This window comes from Vulcanococcus sp. Clear-D1, from assembly GCF_014654725.1.
Lineage (GTDB): Bacteria > Cyanobacteriota > Cyanobacteriia > PCC-6307 > Cyanobiaceae > Vulcanococcus.
Map to the genome: position 1 here is coordinate 151993 of NZ_JACVZV010000036.1, position 16519 is coordinate 168511.

Genomic DNA, 16519 nt, shown 5'->3' on the forward strand with positions numbered 1-16519 from the left:
GGGTCAGCTGGTGGGTGAATTCAACCCCATCTGATCCAGCACGCAGATCCGGTCGCGGCCCGTGCGCTTGGCCTCATAGAGAGCCTGGTCGGCTCGATCCAGGCCTGCCGCACTGGTTTCGCCTGGCCGGTGCAGCGTCAGCCCGTAGCTGAGGGTCACGCTGGTGCGGGCATCGGTGGGCTCGAGCTGAATCTCCGTGGCGCGCAGGTGGCTGCGTAACGCCTCCAGCCGGGCGACCGCTTGCTCCAGGTTCGACATCGGCAGCAGCAGCAAAAACTCCTCTCCGCCCCAGCGGAACACCGGATCGCTCTCGCGCACGCTGGTTTTGATGGCCGCGGCAACCGCACGGATCACGGCATCACCAGCTGGATGGCCATAGGTGTCATTCACCCGTTTGAAATGGTCGATATCCATCAAGGCGATGGCGAGCCCGGAATCGGGCCGGGAGCCACGGCTGGTGAGCTCCTCAAAGATCGCTGCAAAGGCTTGGCGATTGAGCAGACCGCTCAGGTTGTCGGTGCTGGCCGATTGCTGCAGCTTCTCTTGATCACGACCAATCGTCAGCCGGCCAACAACGATTAATAAGCAGCCGATCAGCAGCGCTGCAACGCTGTTTTGAAGCAGAAGACGCCGCAAGGCTTGTTCCTCAGCGTTGGGGCGCTGGATCACCACCAGAGTCCAGCCGGAGCGGGGGATCTGGATGGCATTCACATACAACTCGTCTCGATCCGTCGCGAGCTGTAAGGCCTGTTTGGGGCGGCTCAGAATGGCGCGGCTCTGAGCGCCAATGTCAGCCAGCCTAGAGAGGTTGCCGCTGCTGCCATCCGAGGTCAATACAATCTGGCCGGATTTATTAACAAGTAAGAGGCGGGCGCCGTATGCATGCTGGTAAGCAACAAGCTTGTTGCGGAAAAAATCCACATCCACGCCTAGGCCAGCTACGCCCAGAAGTTGGCGATTATCTCCCTCAACGCGCACATTCACGAAGGCCAACGTTTTGGAGGGATCGGCCGGATCGCGATCAATGTTGATTTCCACAGATCGGCCCGAATCGATGAAGCGCTGATACCACTGGTCAGCGCTGGATGCTGGGTTGATGGTTCTCACTAGGCCCGATGGGCCGTAGTACCTCCGACACTTTTCGGACACCAGGAAGGCCGTGGCCACGCCAGTGCTGCGTTGAATGGAGCTGAGGTAGGAGGCGATCTCTCTGGGTTGTTGATCGTCACCAAGCAACAGATCAACCAGCAGGCTGTTGTCGGCAGCAAGCCTGGAGGCCAGCACCGGCTGGCTGATCAAGTTCTCAATGTTGGCTGCAACGGCATCCGATGTGAGAGGCAGGATCTCTGTAACCATCTGACGATCAAACTGTTGGCGCGATCGCAGATAGCTGAAGACAGAAAGGCTGCCAAGGCCGCTTAGTAGGAGCGCTGAAAGCACAACCGCAAAGCGCCGCGACTGCTTGAGATGGGTGTTAGGGATTGTCATCTCAGAAGCCTGTTTCCAATTTTGCGGCTGGTTGTACTTATGATCGTAGTCATGGGCCTCTCTGCTGGCTCAACTGCATTTCTCCCCTGCGCCAGCGAGCCAGCCGTCATTCGCCATGCCCATTGACGCGCTGATCGACCTGTTCGCGGGGTATCTCTACGTGCTGCGTCTGGCCACCGCGTTGATCGGCGGTGCCTTGGCGATTCTGGGCACAGAAGATCTGCTGATCGATCTGATCTACTGGTCGCGCCGGCTGTGGCGATCCGCTGCCGTGTACACCCGCTACCGGGTTGCTGATGAGCAGCTCCTCTTTGGAGTCCCGGAGCAACCCTTGGCCATCCTGGTGCCGGCCTGGCAGGAGGTGGGCGTAATCGGGGCGATGGCTCAGCTGGCCGCCAGCCGTCTCGACTACGAGAACTACCAGATTTTTGTTGGTACGTATCCCAACGACCCCGAGACACAAGCCGATGTGGAGGAGGCCTGCCTGCGGTTCTCCAATGTGCACAAAGTGGTTTGTGCTCTGCCAGGACCCACCAGCAAGGCCGACTGCCTCAATAACATCCTGGAGGCTGTTTTGGCCTTTGAGCGAGAGGCCTCGATCCGCTTTTGCGGCTTCATTCTTCACGATGCTGAGGATGTGATCTCACCGCTGGAGTTGCGGCTGTTCAATCTTCTGGTGGACCGGAAAGATTTGATCCAAGTGCCTGTCTATCCGTTTTTGCATCGCCATTGGTGGAACTTCACGGCCAATCACTATGCCGATGAATTTGCCGAGCTGCATGGCAAGGATGTGCTGGTGCGCGAAGCCCTGGTGGGTCAGGTTCCCAGTGCAGGCGTGGGCACCTGTTTCAGTCGCCGGGCTCTACTGCATCTGTTGGATGAAGGAGAAGGCATCGCCTTCTCCACCCAAAGCCTCACGGAGGATTACGACATCGGCATCCGGCTGCGTCAGGCCGGGATGCGCGAGATTTTTGTGCGTTTCAGCCCGCGTGATCCGGCGCTGGCGCCCTTGCGAGAGCATCGTTTAGGTGTGAGCCGGCGTGAAGGAAAGGTGATCTGCGTGCGCGAAAACTTCCCCGACACACTGGCCACCGCCATTCGCCAGAAGTCGCGATGGATTACCGGGATCGTGTTCCAGGGTGCGCAAACACTGCCATGGACGCGCAACTGGTTGCTGAACTATTTCCTCTGGCGTGATCGTCGCGGAGCGATCAGCAATCTGATTGGCCTGCTGTCGATGCTGCTGGCCCTGCAGCTTGGCTTGGTCTGGTTGGTCAGCGTCGAGCACTGGAGCGCTTGGGATTTCGCCTCTGTGTTGGGTGATAGCCGATTCCTGCACATTCTCTTGGCCTACAACGGCGTGTTGCTGCTGAATCGGATTGCGCAGCGCATCATTTTCACGGGCAGTTTTTATGGCCTCGTGCCGGCCTTGATGGCTGTGCCGCGTATGGTGTGGGCCAATTGGGTGAACTTCTTCGCCAATCTGCGTGCGTTCCGTCAGGTGATGGCTATTGGTGATGCCCGCCGGGTGGCCTGGGATAAAACAACCCATGTATTCCCCAGCGTGGCAGCAACCTCTAGCCGCCAGCCGCTCGGGCAAATCCTGATCACTGAGGGTGCACTCACGGCTTCTCAGCTGCAGCAGGTGTTGGAGCGCAGCGGTCGCCGCCGCATCGGTCGCGCGCTGCTTGAGCAGGGAGCGATCAGCTCGCAGCAGTTGGCTGCTGCACTCGCGGTGCAGCAGGGGCTGGAATGGCGCGATCTCGATCCCTTCAGCTTGGATGCCTCGCTGCTGGAGCGGCTGGGCGAACGGCTGGCGTTCAAATATTCGGTGCTGCCTCTGGCTTTGGAGGACGGCATGCTGGTGCTTGGCCGCGAAAGTGCTGCAAGTGCCGTTGCCGTTGGGGTGATCAGTCGCCAGCTGGGGTTGCCGTGCCGTCAGGTTCTGGTGCCTCAGGGCCGCGTGCAGGTGGGGCTGATGCACGGCTACCGCCCCGGCGATTCCAGTGAGCTGGGACAGGTGCTGCATCAGCTGGCCCAGGACGAGAGCCGTGCGCAGGGGCCGCTCGAGCGCCTCTGCCGCCATCTGATCCTGTTGGGTGATCTCACCGTGGAGCTGGGCCTGCTCAATCAGGCGGTGCTTAGCCAGGCTTTGATCAGCTTCGAGCCGCTGCAGCAACGTCTCGGCGATCATCTCGTGCAGATGGGTTTGCTCAGCGAGGCCAACCTGCAGGTGCTGTTGGCAGAGCAGCAGAAGCAGCGCCAGTTGGGGCTAGAGGCCGTGAGGCTGGGTGTATGAGGCGCCGCTTCTCGCAGGTCATTGGGCTGCCGGCGCTGCTGTTGGTGCTCTGGCAGCCCATGCCAGGCCAGGCCTTTCCAAACTTGCTGCGCGACTGGAAACGCTTCAGCGCCTATCCCCATTTGGCACGCGGCTCCCAGGCGTTGCAGCAGGGGCGCTTCAGTGAAGCCGAACGGGAGGCGCGGCATGTGCTTAACCGCATCGATGCCACCTCCCGCGATGCACGTGTGCTGCTGGCTCAGGCCTTGCTGGCGCAGCGGCGCCACGGCCCTGCCCTCGATGCGCTGCAACCGTTGCCCGGTGCAGCCCTGCGGCGGCAGATCCAGCTAAGTTGGCTCAATCAACCATCGCCCACGCCCGCCTGGCGTGTGGAGCAGTGGCTGAGGCAGAGCGGCTCCGCCAAAGAGCGGGACGCCTTGGCGACGGCCCATGCCGAGCAGCTGCGCCGGCAGTTTGGCGCCGCAGCGGCCTGGCGCTGGCTGCGCTCTCGCGGTGGGGACATCACCTACCGCAGCGGCCTGGCTGAACTGGCCCGCGACTGGCGCTCCGTGGTGGCGGAGCTGTCTCCGCTGGCTGGCATGGGCCGTGGGCTTTCGCCACTGCTGGCGAAGCGGCTTGCCCTGGCGCGCGCCACCTTGAATCCGCCCGCTTTCGTGGCGCCCCCGCAAGCAAAGGGTGCGGTGGCGGTGTGGCGTATCCCTCCCGAACCAGCCCCAACCCTGGATCAACTCAGTTATCGACTGATCGCAGCTGGCAGCCTCTTTGAGGCGCTCACCCTGTTGGAGCAGCGGCTAGGCCTCAGCCCAGGCCAAGCAGCCAGTGCACCGATCGAGGAACCCTTGGCCAGCCGGTTGGTGAACCTTTACGGCCAGGTGCGTCCTCCGGCGGCTCACTGCGTCGAGCGGTTGGCTCCGCGGTTGTCGAGCTCGCTGCGCGGCCAGCTGTATGAGCAGCTGGTGGATCAGGGCTTATGTGATCGCATCCCTGCATTGAGCCGTGATGCCACCCGCGCCGCCTCCGCTGGGGAATGGTTGGCTCGCGGCGAATGCAGCATCACGCAGCGGCCTGGTGAGGCCGTGATCTACCTCGAACGCGCGCTGGAGCAGGGGCGCAGCGATGGCCGCAGCCTGCTGGCTTTTGCCCTGGCGGCCAGCGGTGAGCCTGAGCGGGCCTATCAGCTCTGGAGTGAACTGCCGCCCTCGGAGCGGCAAAACACTGCGGTGCAGGCGGGGATGGCCCAGGTGGCCCTGGAGCTGGAGCGCCCGGACCAAGCCGAAGCGCACTGGTTAGAGCTGCGCGCGCCAGATCGTGATCAGTGGCGCCTGGGAGGGCTGATCGCCCAGGCTCGAGGTGATCTCAAAGCCGCGCACGAGCGCTTTGAGCAGGTGCTGGCCACCAGCCAAGACGGGGCTGATTTCTATCAAGCTGGTTTGATTGCGCGCACCCAGGGGGATCGTGCTCAGGCCCGTCGCTGGTTGCAGAAGGCCACGGAACTGAGCCCAGGCAATGGCGCTTATCTCAGTGATTACGGCTTCACCCTCAGCCAGGACCCGGATCGCCGCATTCGCGATCAGGCCGTGCCGGTGTTGCTCGAGGCGAGCCGAATCAATCCCTCGAACCCGGCGTTGGAACTGGAGCTGGCCAACCGCACCCGTGAGCAGGGCCAGCGGAGCGCCTCCCTGCAACATCTCGGCCGCGCCATTGAGCTGGAACAGGATCCTGCGATCGCGACGGAACCGCTGGAGACGCCAGCCCAGCGGCAACGGATTTATGGGCTCAAACGCAGTTACGAAAGCCTTGCTCGCAATAACAGTTGGCTGATCAATCTCACGGTTGCCCCGGATGGCGCAGCCCAGACTGTGAATGAGGCTTTGATCAACGCCAACAACAATGTTGTGGGCACGGCGATCTATGAACACCGCCTGACCGTGGAGGGGCTGTTTGGTTACGGCCGGCTGATCAGCGCCAACGATGCGCTCAACAATCAAAACCAAACGGCTGGTGGATTGGGAGTGCGCTACGCCCCGATCCGTGGAGTGAATATGAATGTGTTCACCGAGGCCTATCAGGCGCAGCTGGGTCAGCCAAACACTAGTGATCTATTGCTGCGCATCAACGGTTCACTGCTGGATCAGGGCCGTTGGAATGCCGAATGGAAGGAGGACCGGCGGGCTTGGAATGAACGCTCGCTCTATCTCGATGCGGCCTGGTTTGTGAATCAGAACCAAACACTCAGCCTGGCGCGCTACAGCCAGGGTCGAACCTGGCGGGTGGGCCAGGGGTTAGCGCAAACCCTGAGCCCGTATCTGTTGGGTCAGTTTTCCCAACAGAACAGTCAGACCGACTTACGTATTGGCCTCGGCCTGCGCTGGCAGCTGTGGCTGCAGCAGGACCGGTTGCGCGCCTACCGCCGCAAGATCACGGCGCGCGCAGAACTGCAACAGTCGCTAGCGGGTGATCTCTATCGTAATGGCACTGGTGTGGTGCTCAGTCTTCAGGCTGATTTATGAGATCACCGAACGCCTGGTTGTTTTGGCTAGCGAAGCTGTTGCTCAGCGCCGGCATCCTGTTGAGCTCGTCTACGGCACTGCGTGCTGCGCAAACGGTTTTTTATCAGCCCCTCAATCGCGACATCAGCCTGAGCGCTGAACAATGGCGCGGCATCTGGCAGCAGACGCGCGCCCAGGGCTACGACCGGGTGATTGTGCAGTGGAGCGCCTTCGGGGATGAGCGCTTCGATCAGAACAATTGGCTGCTCGAGAGCCTGATCGAAGCCCATCGCCAGGGGCTCAGCCTTGTGATTGGTCTGGCCGCCGATCCTGCCTATTTCCAGACTGTGCTGCAGCCCGGCTGGAAGGAGAGCTTGGGCGATTACTGGGCCAGCCTGCTGCGCCAATCCCTGGCGCAGCAGCAACGGCTTCAGCCGCTGTTTGAGCAGAAGCAACTGCCCGTGGAGGGTTGGTACTTACCGGCAGAGCTCTCCGATCGCTTGTTTGCCGAACGCAAGCGACGCCTGCAAACGCGCGATCAACTGGTGCTGTTGGCAGAACGGTTGAACCGGCCGTTGCACGTGAGCGCCTACAGCAATGGCCAGCTATCTCCCCAGGCCAACGCCGCTTGGCTGAGTAGCCTTGAGCAGGCCGGCCTCCAGGTGTGGTGGCAAGACGGCGAGGGCATTCACGAACTTCCTCCCCCTGCGCGCCAGGCCTATCTGCAGGCCTTGCCCTGTGCAATCGGAGTGGTGCGGGAAGCCTTCCGCCAGGTCTCTGCGCCAGGCGCCCCCTTCGCTGCGGTGTCCGCCCCACCGCAACCCCCGGTGCCCTGCCATCCCGACGCCGTGTTTGAACTGCGCTATCTGCCCTGGGCAGGCCCGTTGCTCACTCCTCGCTGAGCACCTGCAGCCGGTTGCCATCGCGCCCCATCACAAGCACTGCTGCGCCGGGCGGGAGGGTGCGCTCCGGCTCGAGGTTGGTCGCCGCCCAGCTCTGGCCCTGCCAGCGCACCCGCCCGCTGGGTTCGTTGCTGCTGAAGCCGCTGATCACGGTGGCCTGCTCGCTGGCGCCACTGGCTGGAATCGAGCGCTCCCGGCGCCGCGACCAGCGCTGCAGCAGCGCCAGCAACCCCGCCGTGGCTGCTGCGAACAGCAGCAGCTGGCCGGCCAGCACCAGCCCCGGCAGCACCGCCGTGAGCACCGACAACGCCAAGGCCGCTAGTGCCGCCGCCAGCAGCCCATCGAATTCAGCCCCGAGCCATTCCGCTGCCAATAGAGCCAGGCCCAGCAGAAACCAGATCAGTGGAGCTGGAACCATGGCTGGTGGAGCAACTCGCTCATGCTGCCTAGCTTGAGGCCAGCGCGCCTGACTGCCTGTGGAAACCCTGTTCGGTCTGCCGGCCCTGGCGGTGATTGCCTTTCTTGGCATCAACGGTGTGAAGGTCACCAGCGGCGGTCAGTCGCGCCTGGTGGAGCGGCTCGGCAAATACGACCGCCAACTGCAGCCCGGGCTCTCGTTTGTGCTGCCGGTGGTGGAGCGCGTGGTGAGCCATGAATCGCTGAAGGAGCGGGTGCTCGATATCCCGCCTCAGCAGTGCATCACGCGCGACAACGTGGCGATTGAGGTGGATGCCGTTGTGTATTGGCAGCTGCTGGAGCATTCCCGCGCCTATTACGCCGTGGACAACCTCCAGGCGGCGATGGTGAATCTGGTGCTCACCCAGATCCGCGCGGAGATGGGCAAGCTCGATCTCGATCAAACCTTCACCACCCGCCAGGAGGTGAATGAAGCTCTGCTGCGCGAGCTCGATCAGGCCACCGATCCCTGGGGCGTGAAGGTGACCCGCGTTGAACTGCGCGACATCCAGCCTTCCCGCGGCGTGCAGCAGGCGATGGAGCAGCAGATGACCGCCGAACGCGAAAAGCGTGCTGCAATTCTGCGCTCCGAAGGCGAGCGCGAGTCGCAGCTCAATGCCGCCCGCGGCCGTGCCGAAGCCTTGGTGCTGGATGCCAAGGCCAAGCAGGAAGCGCTGTTGCTGGAAGCTGAAGCTCAGGCAAAGCAACAGGAACTCTTGGCCCAGGCCCGCGCTGATGCCGCCACCCGGCTGGCCACGGTGATGCAATCCCACCCGCAGGCTTCTGAAGCGATCCGCTTGCTGTTGGCAGGCGACTGGATGGCCATGGGCGAATCCATGGCCAACGCCCCTGCCGGCAGCGTGCTGATGGTGGATCCTCAGAGCCCCGCGGCACTGCTCACGGCCCTGCGTGAACTGCAGAAGCCGCAGGGTTGAGGCCTACTGCCGCTGTTGCTCCTGCCAGCGGGCGTAGAGATCGGGGCGTCGCTGCTGGGTGCGCTCTTGCTGCTGTTGAGCGCGCCAGCGGGCGATGGCGCCGTGGTCGCCGCTGCGCAGCACATCGGGCACGGTGAGACCACGGAAGTCCGCCGGCCGGGTGTAGTGGGGGTGCTCCAGCAGCAGGGCGCTGTGGCTCTCGTCTTCCAGGCATGCCTCGGTCCCCACGGTGCCGGGTAGCAAGCGCACCACGCCGTTGATGATCGTCATCGCTGGCAGTTCGCCGCCGGTGAGCACGAAATCTCCGATCGACACCTCTTCATCGGCCAGGGCGCGGATGCGCTCGTCGAAGCCTTCGTAGTGGCCGCAGAGAAACACCAATTGGTCGTAGTCGTCGGCCCAGCGGCGGAGGTCCGCCTGCTCGAGCGGTTTCCCCTGGGGGCTCATCAGCAGCACCCGCCGGCGCTGCAGCACCGGAATCGCTTCCACGGCGGCGTACACCGGCTCGGGTTTGAGCACCATGCCGGCGCCGCCGCCGTAGGGCTCATCGTCCACCTTGCGGTATCGATCGGTGGCGTAATCGCGCGGGTTATGCACGTGCAGTTCGGCTCGCCCGGCTGCGAAGGCGCGGCCGATCACCCCGAGGCCCTGCAGCGGCGCGAATGCCTCCGGGGCCAGGCTCACCACATCAAGGCGCATGGCGGTGGGTTGCGAATCGCTCAAGCGGCTGGGGTCGCCGGTTTGCTCACTCGGCGGATTTCCGAGCTGAAGCTGGCCCGGCCCGGGGTGCCGTCGGCCGGCTGCTCAATCGTGGAGCGCAGGCGCAGGTTGGGCTTGTTGAACCAGATGCGCTCGCGCAGCTCAGCGTCGTTCTGCTCGCTCACCAGCTCGAGGCTGCCATCGGGCCAGAGGGTCCAGCTGCCCTGCTGATCACCCGCGGTGAAGCTGCCATCGGCCGCAAACAGGAGCTGCCGCGGCGTCTGATCCTTCGGGCCCACGCTGATGCCACCTGGTTGCCTGCTGTCCGAGGGTTCCACGTAGCGCACCACCAGCTCGCCCCGTTCGCTGCTGTGCCATTCATCGCCCTCTCCCGCATCGGCCTCGCTTCCAAGCTGGAAGCGTGAACGCAGGGTCATCCACTCGCCTTCGCAGAAGCGCAGGAAGGCCTCGATGGTGGCGGGGGGAAAGGTGGCGGGATCGCTCATCGGGGGATTCTCTCAGTTCTCTTTGCCGCCCACCCAGTGCACCGCGGGCCCGTATCGCTCCAGCGTGCGATCAGCCGTGAGCAGGGTGCGCTCGCTGCTGATGGCCTGAGCGACCAACAAACGATCAAAGGGGTCGCGATGGACCCAGGGCAGATGCTGCACCGCAAGGCAGTGCTCGGCTTCAATGCCCAGCTCTTGGAATCCTTCACGTAGGAGGCCCTGTCGCAGTTGGCTGGCATCAACAGTGAATCCCGCTTTGCCGAGTGACGTTTTGATCGCTACCTCCCAGAGGCTTGCCACGCTGAAGCAGAAAGGATCCTTCCGATCTTCGAGGTCCTTGGCCAACGCTGGAGGCAATCACTCGGGTGCTGCGGCTAGCCACAACAGAAGTTGGGTGTCGAGCAGGGGTGCGCTTGCGTGGGGCAATCTGCTCACCCAAACATCGAGTCGATCTCGGCGTTGAAGCCAGCCTTGAGATCGGTGCTCAGCTGTGCGCTGCCCCGTAAGAAACCAAGTTGGCGACGGCGAGGCGTTTCGGTGATCGGAACCAGCCGGACCAGTGCTTTGCCTGCGCGCGATCACCACGTCTTCCCCATCGAGCGCTTGCTCCAAGTAGCGCGAGAGATGCGTCTTGGCGTCGTGGAGATTCACCTGCATAGATACATGCTTAGCCACCTTTGCGGCTAAGTCGATATGGGTTCCGGTTTTGAGCGGGGCGATCAGCTGTCCCCCCGGTAGCCCAGTTCCGCCAGGCGCGAAGCGCTGCGCCGCCAGTTGGGCACCACTTTCACGAACAGCTCCAGATACACCGGGCCGTTGATCAGCTTCTGCATCTGTTGACGGGCGCCGCTGCCGATCTCGCGGAGCATCCGGCCGCCTTTGCCGATCAGGATTCCCTTCTGGCTGTTGCGCTCCACGAACACTGTGGCCAGCACGGCCGTGCGCGGGCCGTCATCCACGATCCGCTCGATCTGCACGGCCACGGAGTGGGGCACTTCTTCGCGGGTGTGTTGCAGCACCTGTTCGCGGATCAGTTCCGCCAGTAGTAGTTGCTCCGGCTGATCGCTCACCGCATCGGGTGGATAGAGGTGAGGCCCTTCCGGCAGTGCGGCGGAGAGGGCGCTGACCAGCGCTTCGGTGCCGTCGCCGGTGAGGGCGCTCACCGGATGCAGGGGCCAGTCGGGCACCAGCTCGCGGTAGCTGGCTTCCAGTTCGATCGCCTGGGCTGGATCCACCAGGTCGTACTTGTTGAGGGCCACGTGCACGGGGGCGCGCGCGTGGCTCAGCAGTTCCACGATGAAACCGTCCCCCCGGCCGGCGGGTTGGCTGCCATCCACCAGCAGCAGCACCAGATCCACCTCGCCGATGGCACCGCGGGCGGTCTGCACCAGGCGCTCACCCAGCAGGTGATGAGGTTTGTGGATGCCGGGCGTGTCCACCAACACCAGCTGGGCTTCGGGGGTGGTGAGGATGGCGCGCAGGCGGTTGCGGGTGGTTTGGGCGATGGGGGAGGTGATCGCCACCTTCTCACCCACCAATTGATTGAGCAGGGTGGACTTGCCCACGTTGGGCCGCCCCACCAGGGCGACAAAGCCGGAGCGAAAGCCTTCGGGGCTATCCCCCAGCTGGAAGCCACCCGCCATCGCTTCGGCCGGCAGGTCGCTCAGATCCGGAAACGGTGGCAGCGGGTCGGTGGGGTGGCTTGGTTCCATAACGTCACCATGGCAGCCCGACGTTCATTTGGGTCCCCGCGCTGATGACCGAGAACACCGACAGCACACCGCTTCAGCCCACCTTCCAGCAGGCCATGGAGATCACGGCCCAATGGTTGGGGCTCTGGGAGAACGGCGAGCTCAGTGATGAGGTGCTCGGCGATCGCGTGGCTGAGATGGTGGCCAGCCGCGATGGGGCCCGCGGCTTTTTCGTGGTGTCGCTGGCGGGCGACTCGCCGCTGATGGATCGCCTGCCGGATCCGGTGGTCTTAGCGCTGCGACAGGCCGGCGATGGCGTGGTGGATCTGAGCGTGCGCAATCTCGCGATGAGCACCGCGATGGCCCTTCACCACCAGCGCAACGGTGATGCCGGCCAGCAGGGCGGATCCGAGCGGGTGCAGTTGCGCTGCACCGAGCTGCTGCGTCTGCTGGAGCCAGGTGCTGTGAAGGAGCGCCTTGAAACGTTGCTCGAGGCCACATCCGGCCGCGGCGACGATGTCGTTTTCCTCGATCGCTGGGGCTACGACGCCGACCAGCGCGCCGCCATCGCGGATGCGGTGCTGGCTGTGGCTGAAGGCTGACCCCAGCCCCACAAGGGTCGATACCGCCAACAAAAAAAGCACCCCACTGGGGTGCTTTGGGCTGGAATCAGCTCTTGTTGGCACGGATGGGACAGCAGCCCGTGCCGACTGAATCAGTCGCGGCGGCCGCCGCCGTTGAGGGCGATCACCAGGCGCAAGATGAAGATGAACAGGTTGATGTAGGTGAGGTACATGCCCAGAGCGCCGGCCAGGTACTGGTCGTCGCTGTAGGTGCGGGGCATCGTGTAGAAGTCGACGAAGGCAGCGCCCACGAAGATCACGGTGCCGAAGCCGGCGATCAGAAGCTCCATGCCGCCCATGCCGAAGCCGGGCACAAAGATGCCGCCCACGATCTGCACGAGCATGGCGATCACCAGGCCGATGATGCCTAGGCCGACCACGCCGCTCAGGGCCTGACCGACGCTGTCGCTCATGCGACGGCCCATCACCGAGGCAGCCACAAAGGTGATGCCCGTGGCGAGTGCCGCCGTACCGATGGCGCCGATGCCCGCGGTGCCGATGGCCATGGCCACCAGGCCGCTGAGGGTGTAGCCGGTGATCAGGCTGTAGGCGGCCAGCAGCGGCAGGGCCGTGCTGTTGTTGCCCTTCATGGCCACGTTCTGGGCCGCGAAGAAGAGGATGAAGTTGCCGATCAACGCCACCCAGAACAGGGGCATGAACAGCGCCGGGTTGCTGGCCATCAGGGCCAGACCGCCCATCACGCCACCGGCGGTGAGCACCATGCCGCCGCCCACGTAGGGCAGGGCCTTGTTGACCACATTGGGGCCCACCAGCGCGCTCGATTGAGCCTCGCGGATGGCCTCCTGGAAATTGCTGCTGGCCGGCATGGCTCAGAGAGAAGACTGAGCACATCCTGCCAGCGTTGTCCAGGTTGCGTTGGGGTTCTGGGTGTGGATCCCCCTATCGCGGAGCATTGCCGCGTAGCTCGCGCCTCTGGGGCCATAGCAGCACCACCAACACCGCCACGGCAGTGCCGATGCAGGATTCAGCAAAACGCAGCAGGGCGTTGAGCCCAGGGTTGAGGGCTGGACTGAGGCTGGCCGTCACCATCACCACCAACACGGTGATGGCGGCCAGACGGCCATGGCTGGGGATGTTGATGGCACCGCAGATCACGCCCGTGGCGAAGATCGCGGCCGCCATGCCGATCGGGTGGAAAGGCAGCAACGAGAGATACACCGCGCTGGTGGTGGCACCGATCGCTGTGCCCAGCACCCGCAGGGAGGCGGATTTGCGGGTGTCTTCTCGGGTGAGCTGGGTCACCACTACCGCGGAGATGGCCGACCACAGGGCCCCGATCTTGGGCAGATAGCCGGGAAACAGGCTGGTGAATCCGAATCCGATTAGATAGGCCAGCAGAGCGGCCAAAGCGATCTGGGCTGGGATCAGCAGCCGTTCAGGGCGAGATGGGCGTGTCGTCATGGATGGCGGCGGCGCTCGGTGTCGCGGTTGGCGTAGGCCGTGACGAGCCGCTGCACCAGCGGATGGCGCACCACATCGGCGGCGGTGAGCCTGCAGATGGCTACCCCCTCCACGCCTTCGAGCACCTGGGCGGCTTCAATCAGGCCGCTGAGCTGGCCGTGGGGCAGATCGATCTGGGTGGGGTCACCGGTCACCACCATGCGGGAACCTTCGCCGAGGCGGGTGAGCACCATGCGCATCTGGGCTGTGGTGGTGTTCTGGGCCTCGTCGAGGATCACGAAGGCATCGGCCAGGGTGCGGCCGCGCATGTAGGCCAGCGGCGCCACCTCGATCACATTCTTTTCGATCAAGGCGGCCGTGCGCTCCTGGCCCAGCAGGGTGTGGAGCGCGTCGTAGAGGGGGCGCAGATAGGGATCCACCTTCTGCTGCAGATCGCCCGGCAGAAAGCCGAGCCGCTCGCCGGCTTCCACGGCGGGGCGGGTGAGGATCAGCCGCTCCACACGCCGCTCCTGCAGGGCGCGCACGGCCTGCACCGCAGCCAGGAAGGTTTTGCCGGTGCCGGCAGGGCCGAGGGCCAGGGTGAGGTCGTGGCGCTCGATCGCCTCCACGTAGGCCTTTTGCTTCAGCGTGCGCGGACGCAGCAGCTTGCCGCTCTGGCTGCGGGCCAGCACTTGCTTGCCCAGTTGCTGGTGCTCCTCGCCGCGGCCGGTATCCAGGGCGGTGAGGGCGGTTTGCACATCCACCTGGGTGATCGCCTGGCCCTCCTGCCAGAGGGGGCGAAGCAGTTCCACCAGGCCAGCGGCTCGCTCCAGCTGATTGGGGCGGCCGCGCAAGTGCAATGACAAACCCCGCAGCACCAACGAAGCACCAGTCAGGGCTTCGAGGCGATGCAGGGTGGTTTCAGCCTCCCCAGCCAACGCCATAGCGGCGTCTTGGTCGGGGAGATCGATCGTGAAGGTGGTGAGGGTGTCAGCCCCGGACATGGGGGCTCAGCCTCAGGCTTCGGCGGCGTCTTCGGCGGGGGCTTCTGCGGCAGCGGCAGCTTCAGCAGCCTTGGCTTCGGCGGCTTCCTTGGCGGCCTGCTTAGCAGCAGCGTCGCGGGCAGCAGCTTGCTTCTTCTGGCCGATCACCACGGAAGGACGCACCTTCTTCTCAACCAGACCGCCGCGCTCGAGCAGGGTGAGCACGCTGTCGGTGGGCTGAGCACCCTGTGCCAGACGGGCACGGATGGCTTCGGTGTCGAGACGGGTCTCTTTGGTGCGGGGGTTGTAGAAGCCCAGCTCCTCGAGGGGGCGACCGTCGCGGCGGGAGGTGCTGTTGCAGGCCACGAGGCGGAAGCTCGCTTCCCGCTTCTTACCGAACCGCTTCAGGCGGAGCTTGATCATCGTGGCCTTGCCTTGCTGACTGGATAAGGGGTGCGTGATCCGTTGGGAGGCGGAATCGCGCGCCAAACGACCACAATACTCTTCGGGGTGAACCCCCTCAGAGCTCCCCGAAGCCTTTGCGCTTCTTGGCCGGTTTGGGCGCTTTGGGCATGCCGCCGCCGCCACGGCCCGGGCCACCCATTCCGGGCATGCCGCCCATCCCAGGCATCCCGGGAAAGCCACCGCCCATCCCAGGGAAGCCGCCCATGCCGGGCATGCCGCCACCGCGCGTCATCTGCTGCATGAAGCCGCGCATCTGCTGGAAGTTCTGGAGCACCTTGTCCACATCCGCCGAGGTGTGACCGCTGCCACTGGCGATGCGGCGCCGGCGGGAGGGGTTGGCGGCCAGCAGATCCGGATCGCGCCGCTCGGCCTCGGTCATCGAGCTGATCATCGCCTCGATCTTCTTGAGCTGCTCCTCGCCCTGCTTGAGCATGCCGTCGTCGATCTTGTTCATGCCGGGGATCAGCTTCATCAGGCCCCCGAGCGAACCCATGCGCTTGATCAGGCGCATCTGCTGCACGAAGTCCGAGAAGTCGAAGGTGGCTTCCTGGAGCTTCTGCTGCATCTTGGCCACATCGGCCAGCTCCACCTCCTTCTGGGCCTTCTCCACCAGGGTGAGCACGTCGCCCATGCCGAGGATGCGACTGGCCATCCGCTCGGGGTGGAAGGGCTGCAGCGCCTCCACCTTCTCGCCGGTGCCGATGAACTTGATCGGCGCGCCACTCACCTTGCGGATCGAGAGGGCGGCGCCACCACGGGAGTCGCCGTCGAGCTTAGTGAGCACGGCGCCCGTGATGCCCACTTGATCGTGGAAGGCGCGGGTGAGTTCGGCGGCCTCCTGGCCGATCATCGAATCCACCACCAGCAGCACCTCATCGGGGCTGCAGGCCTCCCGGATCCGCACCATCTCCTCCATCATCGACTCGTCGATCTGGAGGCGACCGGCGGTGTCCACCAGCACCGTGTCGAAGCCTTCGGCCTTGGCCTTTTCGATGCCGGCGGCGGCGATCGCTTCCGGCTTGGCGTCAGTGCCGAGGCTGAATACCTCCACGCCGATCTGCCCGCCCAGCGTTTTCAGCTGATCGATGGCCGCAGGGCGATACACGTCGGCGCCCACCAGCAGCGCCTTGCGGCCTTGTTCCTTGAGGTGCAGGCCGAGCTTGGCGGTGGCGGTGGTTTTACCGGCGCCCTGCAGGCCGGCCATCAGCACCACGGAGGGCTCGCCCGGTTTGCCGCCCGCAGCAAGAGGGGCATTTTCGCCGCCCATGGTGTCCACGAGCTGCTCGTGCACCACCTGGATGAACTTCTGATCCGGGCTGATGCCGCGCACCACTTCGGTGCCGAGGGCCTTCTTGCGGACTTCGTCCACAAAGTCCTTCACCACCGGCAGGCTTACGTCGGCCTCCAGCAGGGCCCGGCGCACCTCCTTCAGGGCGCCGTCCACATTGCTTTCGCTGATCGAGCCCTGGCCGCGCAGGTTCTTGACCGCGTCTTCAAACCGCTGGGAAAGCTCGTCGAACATCAGATACGCAGGCGGCTGGGGGCTGGCGGCAACAGCCGCAGATGGCGCGATCGTAAAAAG

Annotated in this window: 16 protein-coding genes; 5 read left to right on the forward strand and 11 right to left on the reverse strand. The window is 64.3% G+C overall.

Annotated elements, in window-relative coordinates:
* Window positions 1–3 precede the first annotated feature (3 nt).
* Window positions 4–1356 (reverse strand): sensor domain-containing diguanylate cyclase, encoded by a 1353-nt coding sequence (locus H9532_RS13810; RefSeq protein ID WP_296369512.1) that lies wholly within the window; start codon window positions 1354–1356, stop codon window positions 4–6.
* Between the two features lie 247 nt (window positions 1357–1603).
* Between H9532_RS13810 and H9532_RS13815 the strand changes: the two genes are divergently transcribed.
* From H9532_RS13815 to H9532_RS13825, 3 genes are read left to right on the forward strand one after another with little or no spacing between them, the layout of a single operon-like run.
* Entirely contained in the window at window positions 1604–3787 is a 2184-nt protein-coding gene (locus tag H9532_RS13815; protein ID WP_296369514.1) for a glycosyl transferase family protein, read from the forward strand.
* Window positions 3784–6297, forward strand: coding sequence for a hypothetical protein (locus H9532_RS13820; RefSeq protein ID WP_296369516.1), 2514 nt, complete (start codon window positions 3784–3786; stop codon window positions 6295–6297). Before H9532_RS13815 ends, H9532_RS13820 begins: the two co-directional genes overlap by 4 nt.
* Window positions 6294–7178 carry a DUF4434 domain-containing protein gene (locus tag H9532_RS13825; protein ID WP_296369518.1) on the forward strand — a complete coding sequence of 295 codons (885 nt, stop codon included), beginning with the start codon at window positions 6294–6296 and terminating at the stop codon, window positions 7176–7178. The genes H9532_RS13820 and H9532_RS13825 overlap by 4 nt, the downstream gene beginning before the upstream one ends.
* On the opposite strand, the gene H9532_RS13830 is transcribed toward H9532_RS13825, so the two are convergent.
* Complete coding sequence (locus tag H9532_RS13830; RefSeq protein ID WP_296369520.1) at window positions 7165–7596, reverse strand: NfeD family protein; 432 nt, start codon at window positions 7594–7596, stop codon at window positions 7165–7167. The genes H9532_RS13825 and H9532_RS13830 overlap by 14 nt on opposite strands.
* A gap of 58 nt (window positions 7597–7654) precedes the next feature.
* Here H9532_RS13830 and H9532_RS13835 point away from each other — a divergent pair, with 58 nt between their 5' ends.
* A complete protein-coding gene (locus tag H9532_RS13835; protein ID WP_296369522.1) occupies window positions 7655–8569 on the forward strand; it encodes a stomatin-like protein in 915 nt (304 codons plus the stop codon).
* Window positions 8570–8572: 3 nt separating this feature from the next.
* Here H9532_RS13835 and trmD read toward each other — a convergent pair whose 3' ends face one another.
* The 4 genes from trmD to era form a co-directional block, all read right to left on the reverse strand.
* Entirely contained in the window at window positions 8573–9268 is a 696-nt protein-coding gene (gene trmD / locus H9532_RS13840; RefSeq protein ID WP_296369584.1) for a tRNA (guanosine(37)-N1)-methyltransferase TrmD, read from the reverse strand.
* A gap of 20 nt (window positions 9269–9288) precedes the next feature.
* Window positions 9289–9774: a phycobiliprotein lyase gene (locus H9532_RS13845; protein ID WP_296369524.1), complete on the reverse strand. Its 486-nt coding sequence runs from the start codon at window positions 9772–9774 to the stop codon at window positions 9289–9291.
* A 12-nt stretch (window positions 9775–9786) separates the two neighbouring features.
* Entirely contained in the window at window positions 9787–10131 is a 345-nt protein-coding gene (locus H9532_RS13850) for a type II toxin-antitoxin system VapC family toxin (RefSeq protein WP_366664574.1), read from the reverse strand.
* Window positions 10132–10493: 362 nt separating this feature from the next.
* Complete coding sequence (era, locus tag H9532_RS13855) at window positions 10494–11417, reverse strand: GTPase Era (protein ID WP_296369586.1); 924 nt, start codon at window positions 11415–11417, stop codon at window positions 10494–10496.
* A gap of 113 nt (window positions 11418–11530) precedes the next feature.
* Here era and H9532_RS13860 point away from each other — a divergent pair, with 113 nt between their 5' ends.
* Window positions 11531–12067: a hypothetical protein gene (locus tag H9532_RS13860; RefSeq protein ID WP_296369529.1), complete on the forward strand. Its 537-nt coding sequence runs from the start codon at window positions 11531–11533 to the stop codon at window positions 12065–12067.
* A gap of 113 nt (window positions 12068–12180) precedes the next feature.
* Here H9532_RS13860 and H9532_RS13865 read toward each other — a convergent pair whose 3' ends face one another.
* The 5 genes from H9532_RS13865 to ffh all read right to left on the reverse strand — a co-directional run bounded on the left by H9532_RS13865 (window position 12181) and on the right by ffh (window position 16459).
* Entirely contained in the window at window positions 12181–12915 is a 735-nt protein-coding gene (locus tag H9532_RS13865) for a Bax inhibitor-1 family protein (protein ID WP_296369531.1), read from the reverse strand.
* A gap of 73 nt (window positions 12916–12988) precedes the next feature.
* Window positions 12989–13510, reverse strand: a complete 522-nt coding sequence (locus H9532_RS13870; RefSeq protein WP_296369533.1) for an FUSC family protein — start codon at window positions 13508–13510, stop codon at window positions 12989–12991.
* Window positions 13507–14493, reverse strand: a complete 987-nt coding sequence (locus H9532_RS13875) for a PhoH family protein (protein ID WP_296369535.1) — start codon at window positions 14491–14493, stop codon at window positions 13507–13509. Before H9532_RS13875 ends, H9532_RS13870 begins: the two co-directional genes overlap by 4 nt.
* Before the next feature lie 12 nt (window positions 14494–14505).
* A complete protein-coding gene (gene rpsP, locus H9532_RS13880) occupies window positions 14506–14895 on the reverse strand; it encodes a 30S ribosomal protein S16 (RefSeq protein ID WP_296369537.1) in 390 nt (129 codons plus the stop codon).
* Between the two features lie 97 nt (window positions 14896–14992).
* Window positions 14993–16459: a signal recognition particle protein gene (ffh, locus tag H9532_RS13885; RefSeq protein WP_296369540.1), complete on the reverse strand. Its 1467-nt coding sequence runs from the start codon at window positions 16457–16459 to the stop codon at window positions 14993–14995.
* Between the last annotated feature and the right edge of the window lie 60 nt (window positions 16460–16519).

Bases quoted from the DNA above. Each gene is read 5' to 3' on its own strand.
- ffh (WP_296369540.1), bottom strand. From the start codon at position 16,459: ATGTTCGACGAGCTTTCCCAGCGGTTTGAAGACGCGGTCAAGAACCTG.
- H9532_RS13845 (WP_296369524.1), bottom strand. From the start codon at position 9,774: ATGAGCGATCCCGCCACCTTTCCCCCCGCCACCATCGAGGCCTTCCTG.
- H9532_RS13870 (WP_296369533.1), bottom strand. From the start codon at position 13,510: ATGACGACACGCCCATCTCGCCCTGAACGGCTGCTGATCCCAGCCCAG.
- H9532_RS13825 (WP_296369518.1), top strand. From the start codon at position 6,294: ATGAGATCACCGAACGCCTGGTTGTTTTGGCTAGCGAAGCTGTTGCTC.
- H9532_RS13875 (WP_296369535.1), bottom strand. From the start codon at position 14,493: ATGTCCGGGGCTGACACCCTCACCACCTTCACGATCGATCTCCCCGAC.
- rpsP (WP_296369537.1), bottom strand. From the start codon at position 14,895: ATGATCAAGCTCCGCCTGAAGCGGTTCGGTAAGAAGCGGGAAGCGAGC.
- H9532_RS13865 (WP_296369531.1), bottom strand. From the start codon at position 12,915: ATGCCGGCCAGCAGCAATTTCCAGGAGGCCATCCGCGAGGCTCAATCG.
- H9532_RS13860 (WP_296369529.1), top strand. From the start codon at position 11,531: ATGACCGAGAACACCGACAGCACACCGCTTCAGCCCACCTTCCAGCAG.
- trmD (WP_296369584.1), bottom strand. From the start codon at position 9,268: ATGCGCCTTGATGTGGTGAGCCTGGCCCCGGAGGCATTCGCGCCGCTG.
- H9532_RS13815 (WP_296369514.1), top strand. From the start codon at position 1,604: ATGCCCATTGACGCGCTGATCGACCTGTTCGCGGGGTATCTCTACGTG.
- H9532_RS13810 (WP_296369512.1), bottom strand. From the start codon at position 1,356: ATGGTTACAGAGATCCTGCCTCTCACATCGGATGCCGTTGCAGCCAAC.
- H9532_RS13830 (WP_296369520.1), bottom strand. From the start codon at position 7,596: ATGGTTCCAGCTCCACTGATCTGGTTTCTGCTGGGCCTGGCTCTATTG.
- H9532_RS13820 (WP_296369516.1), top strand. From the start codon at position 3,784: ATGAGGCGCCGCTTCTCGCAGGTCATTGGGCTGCCGGCGCTGCTGTTG.
- era (WP_296369586.1), bottom strand. From the start codon at position 11,417: ATGGCGGGTGGCTTCCAGCTGGGGGATAGCCCCGAAGGCTTTCGCTCC.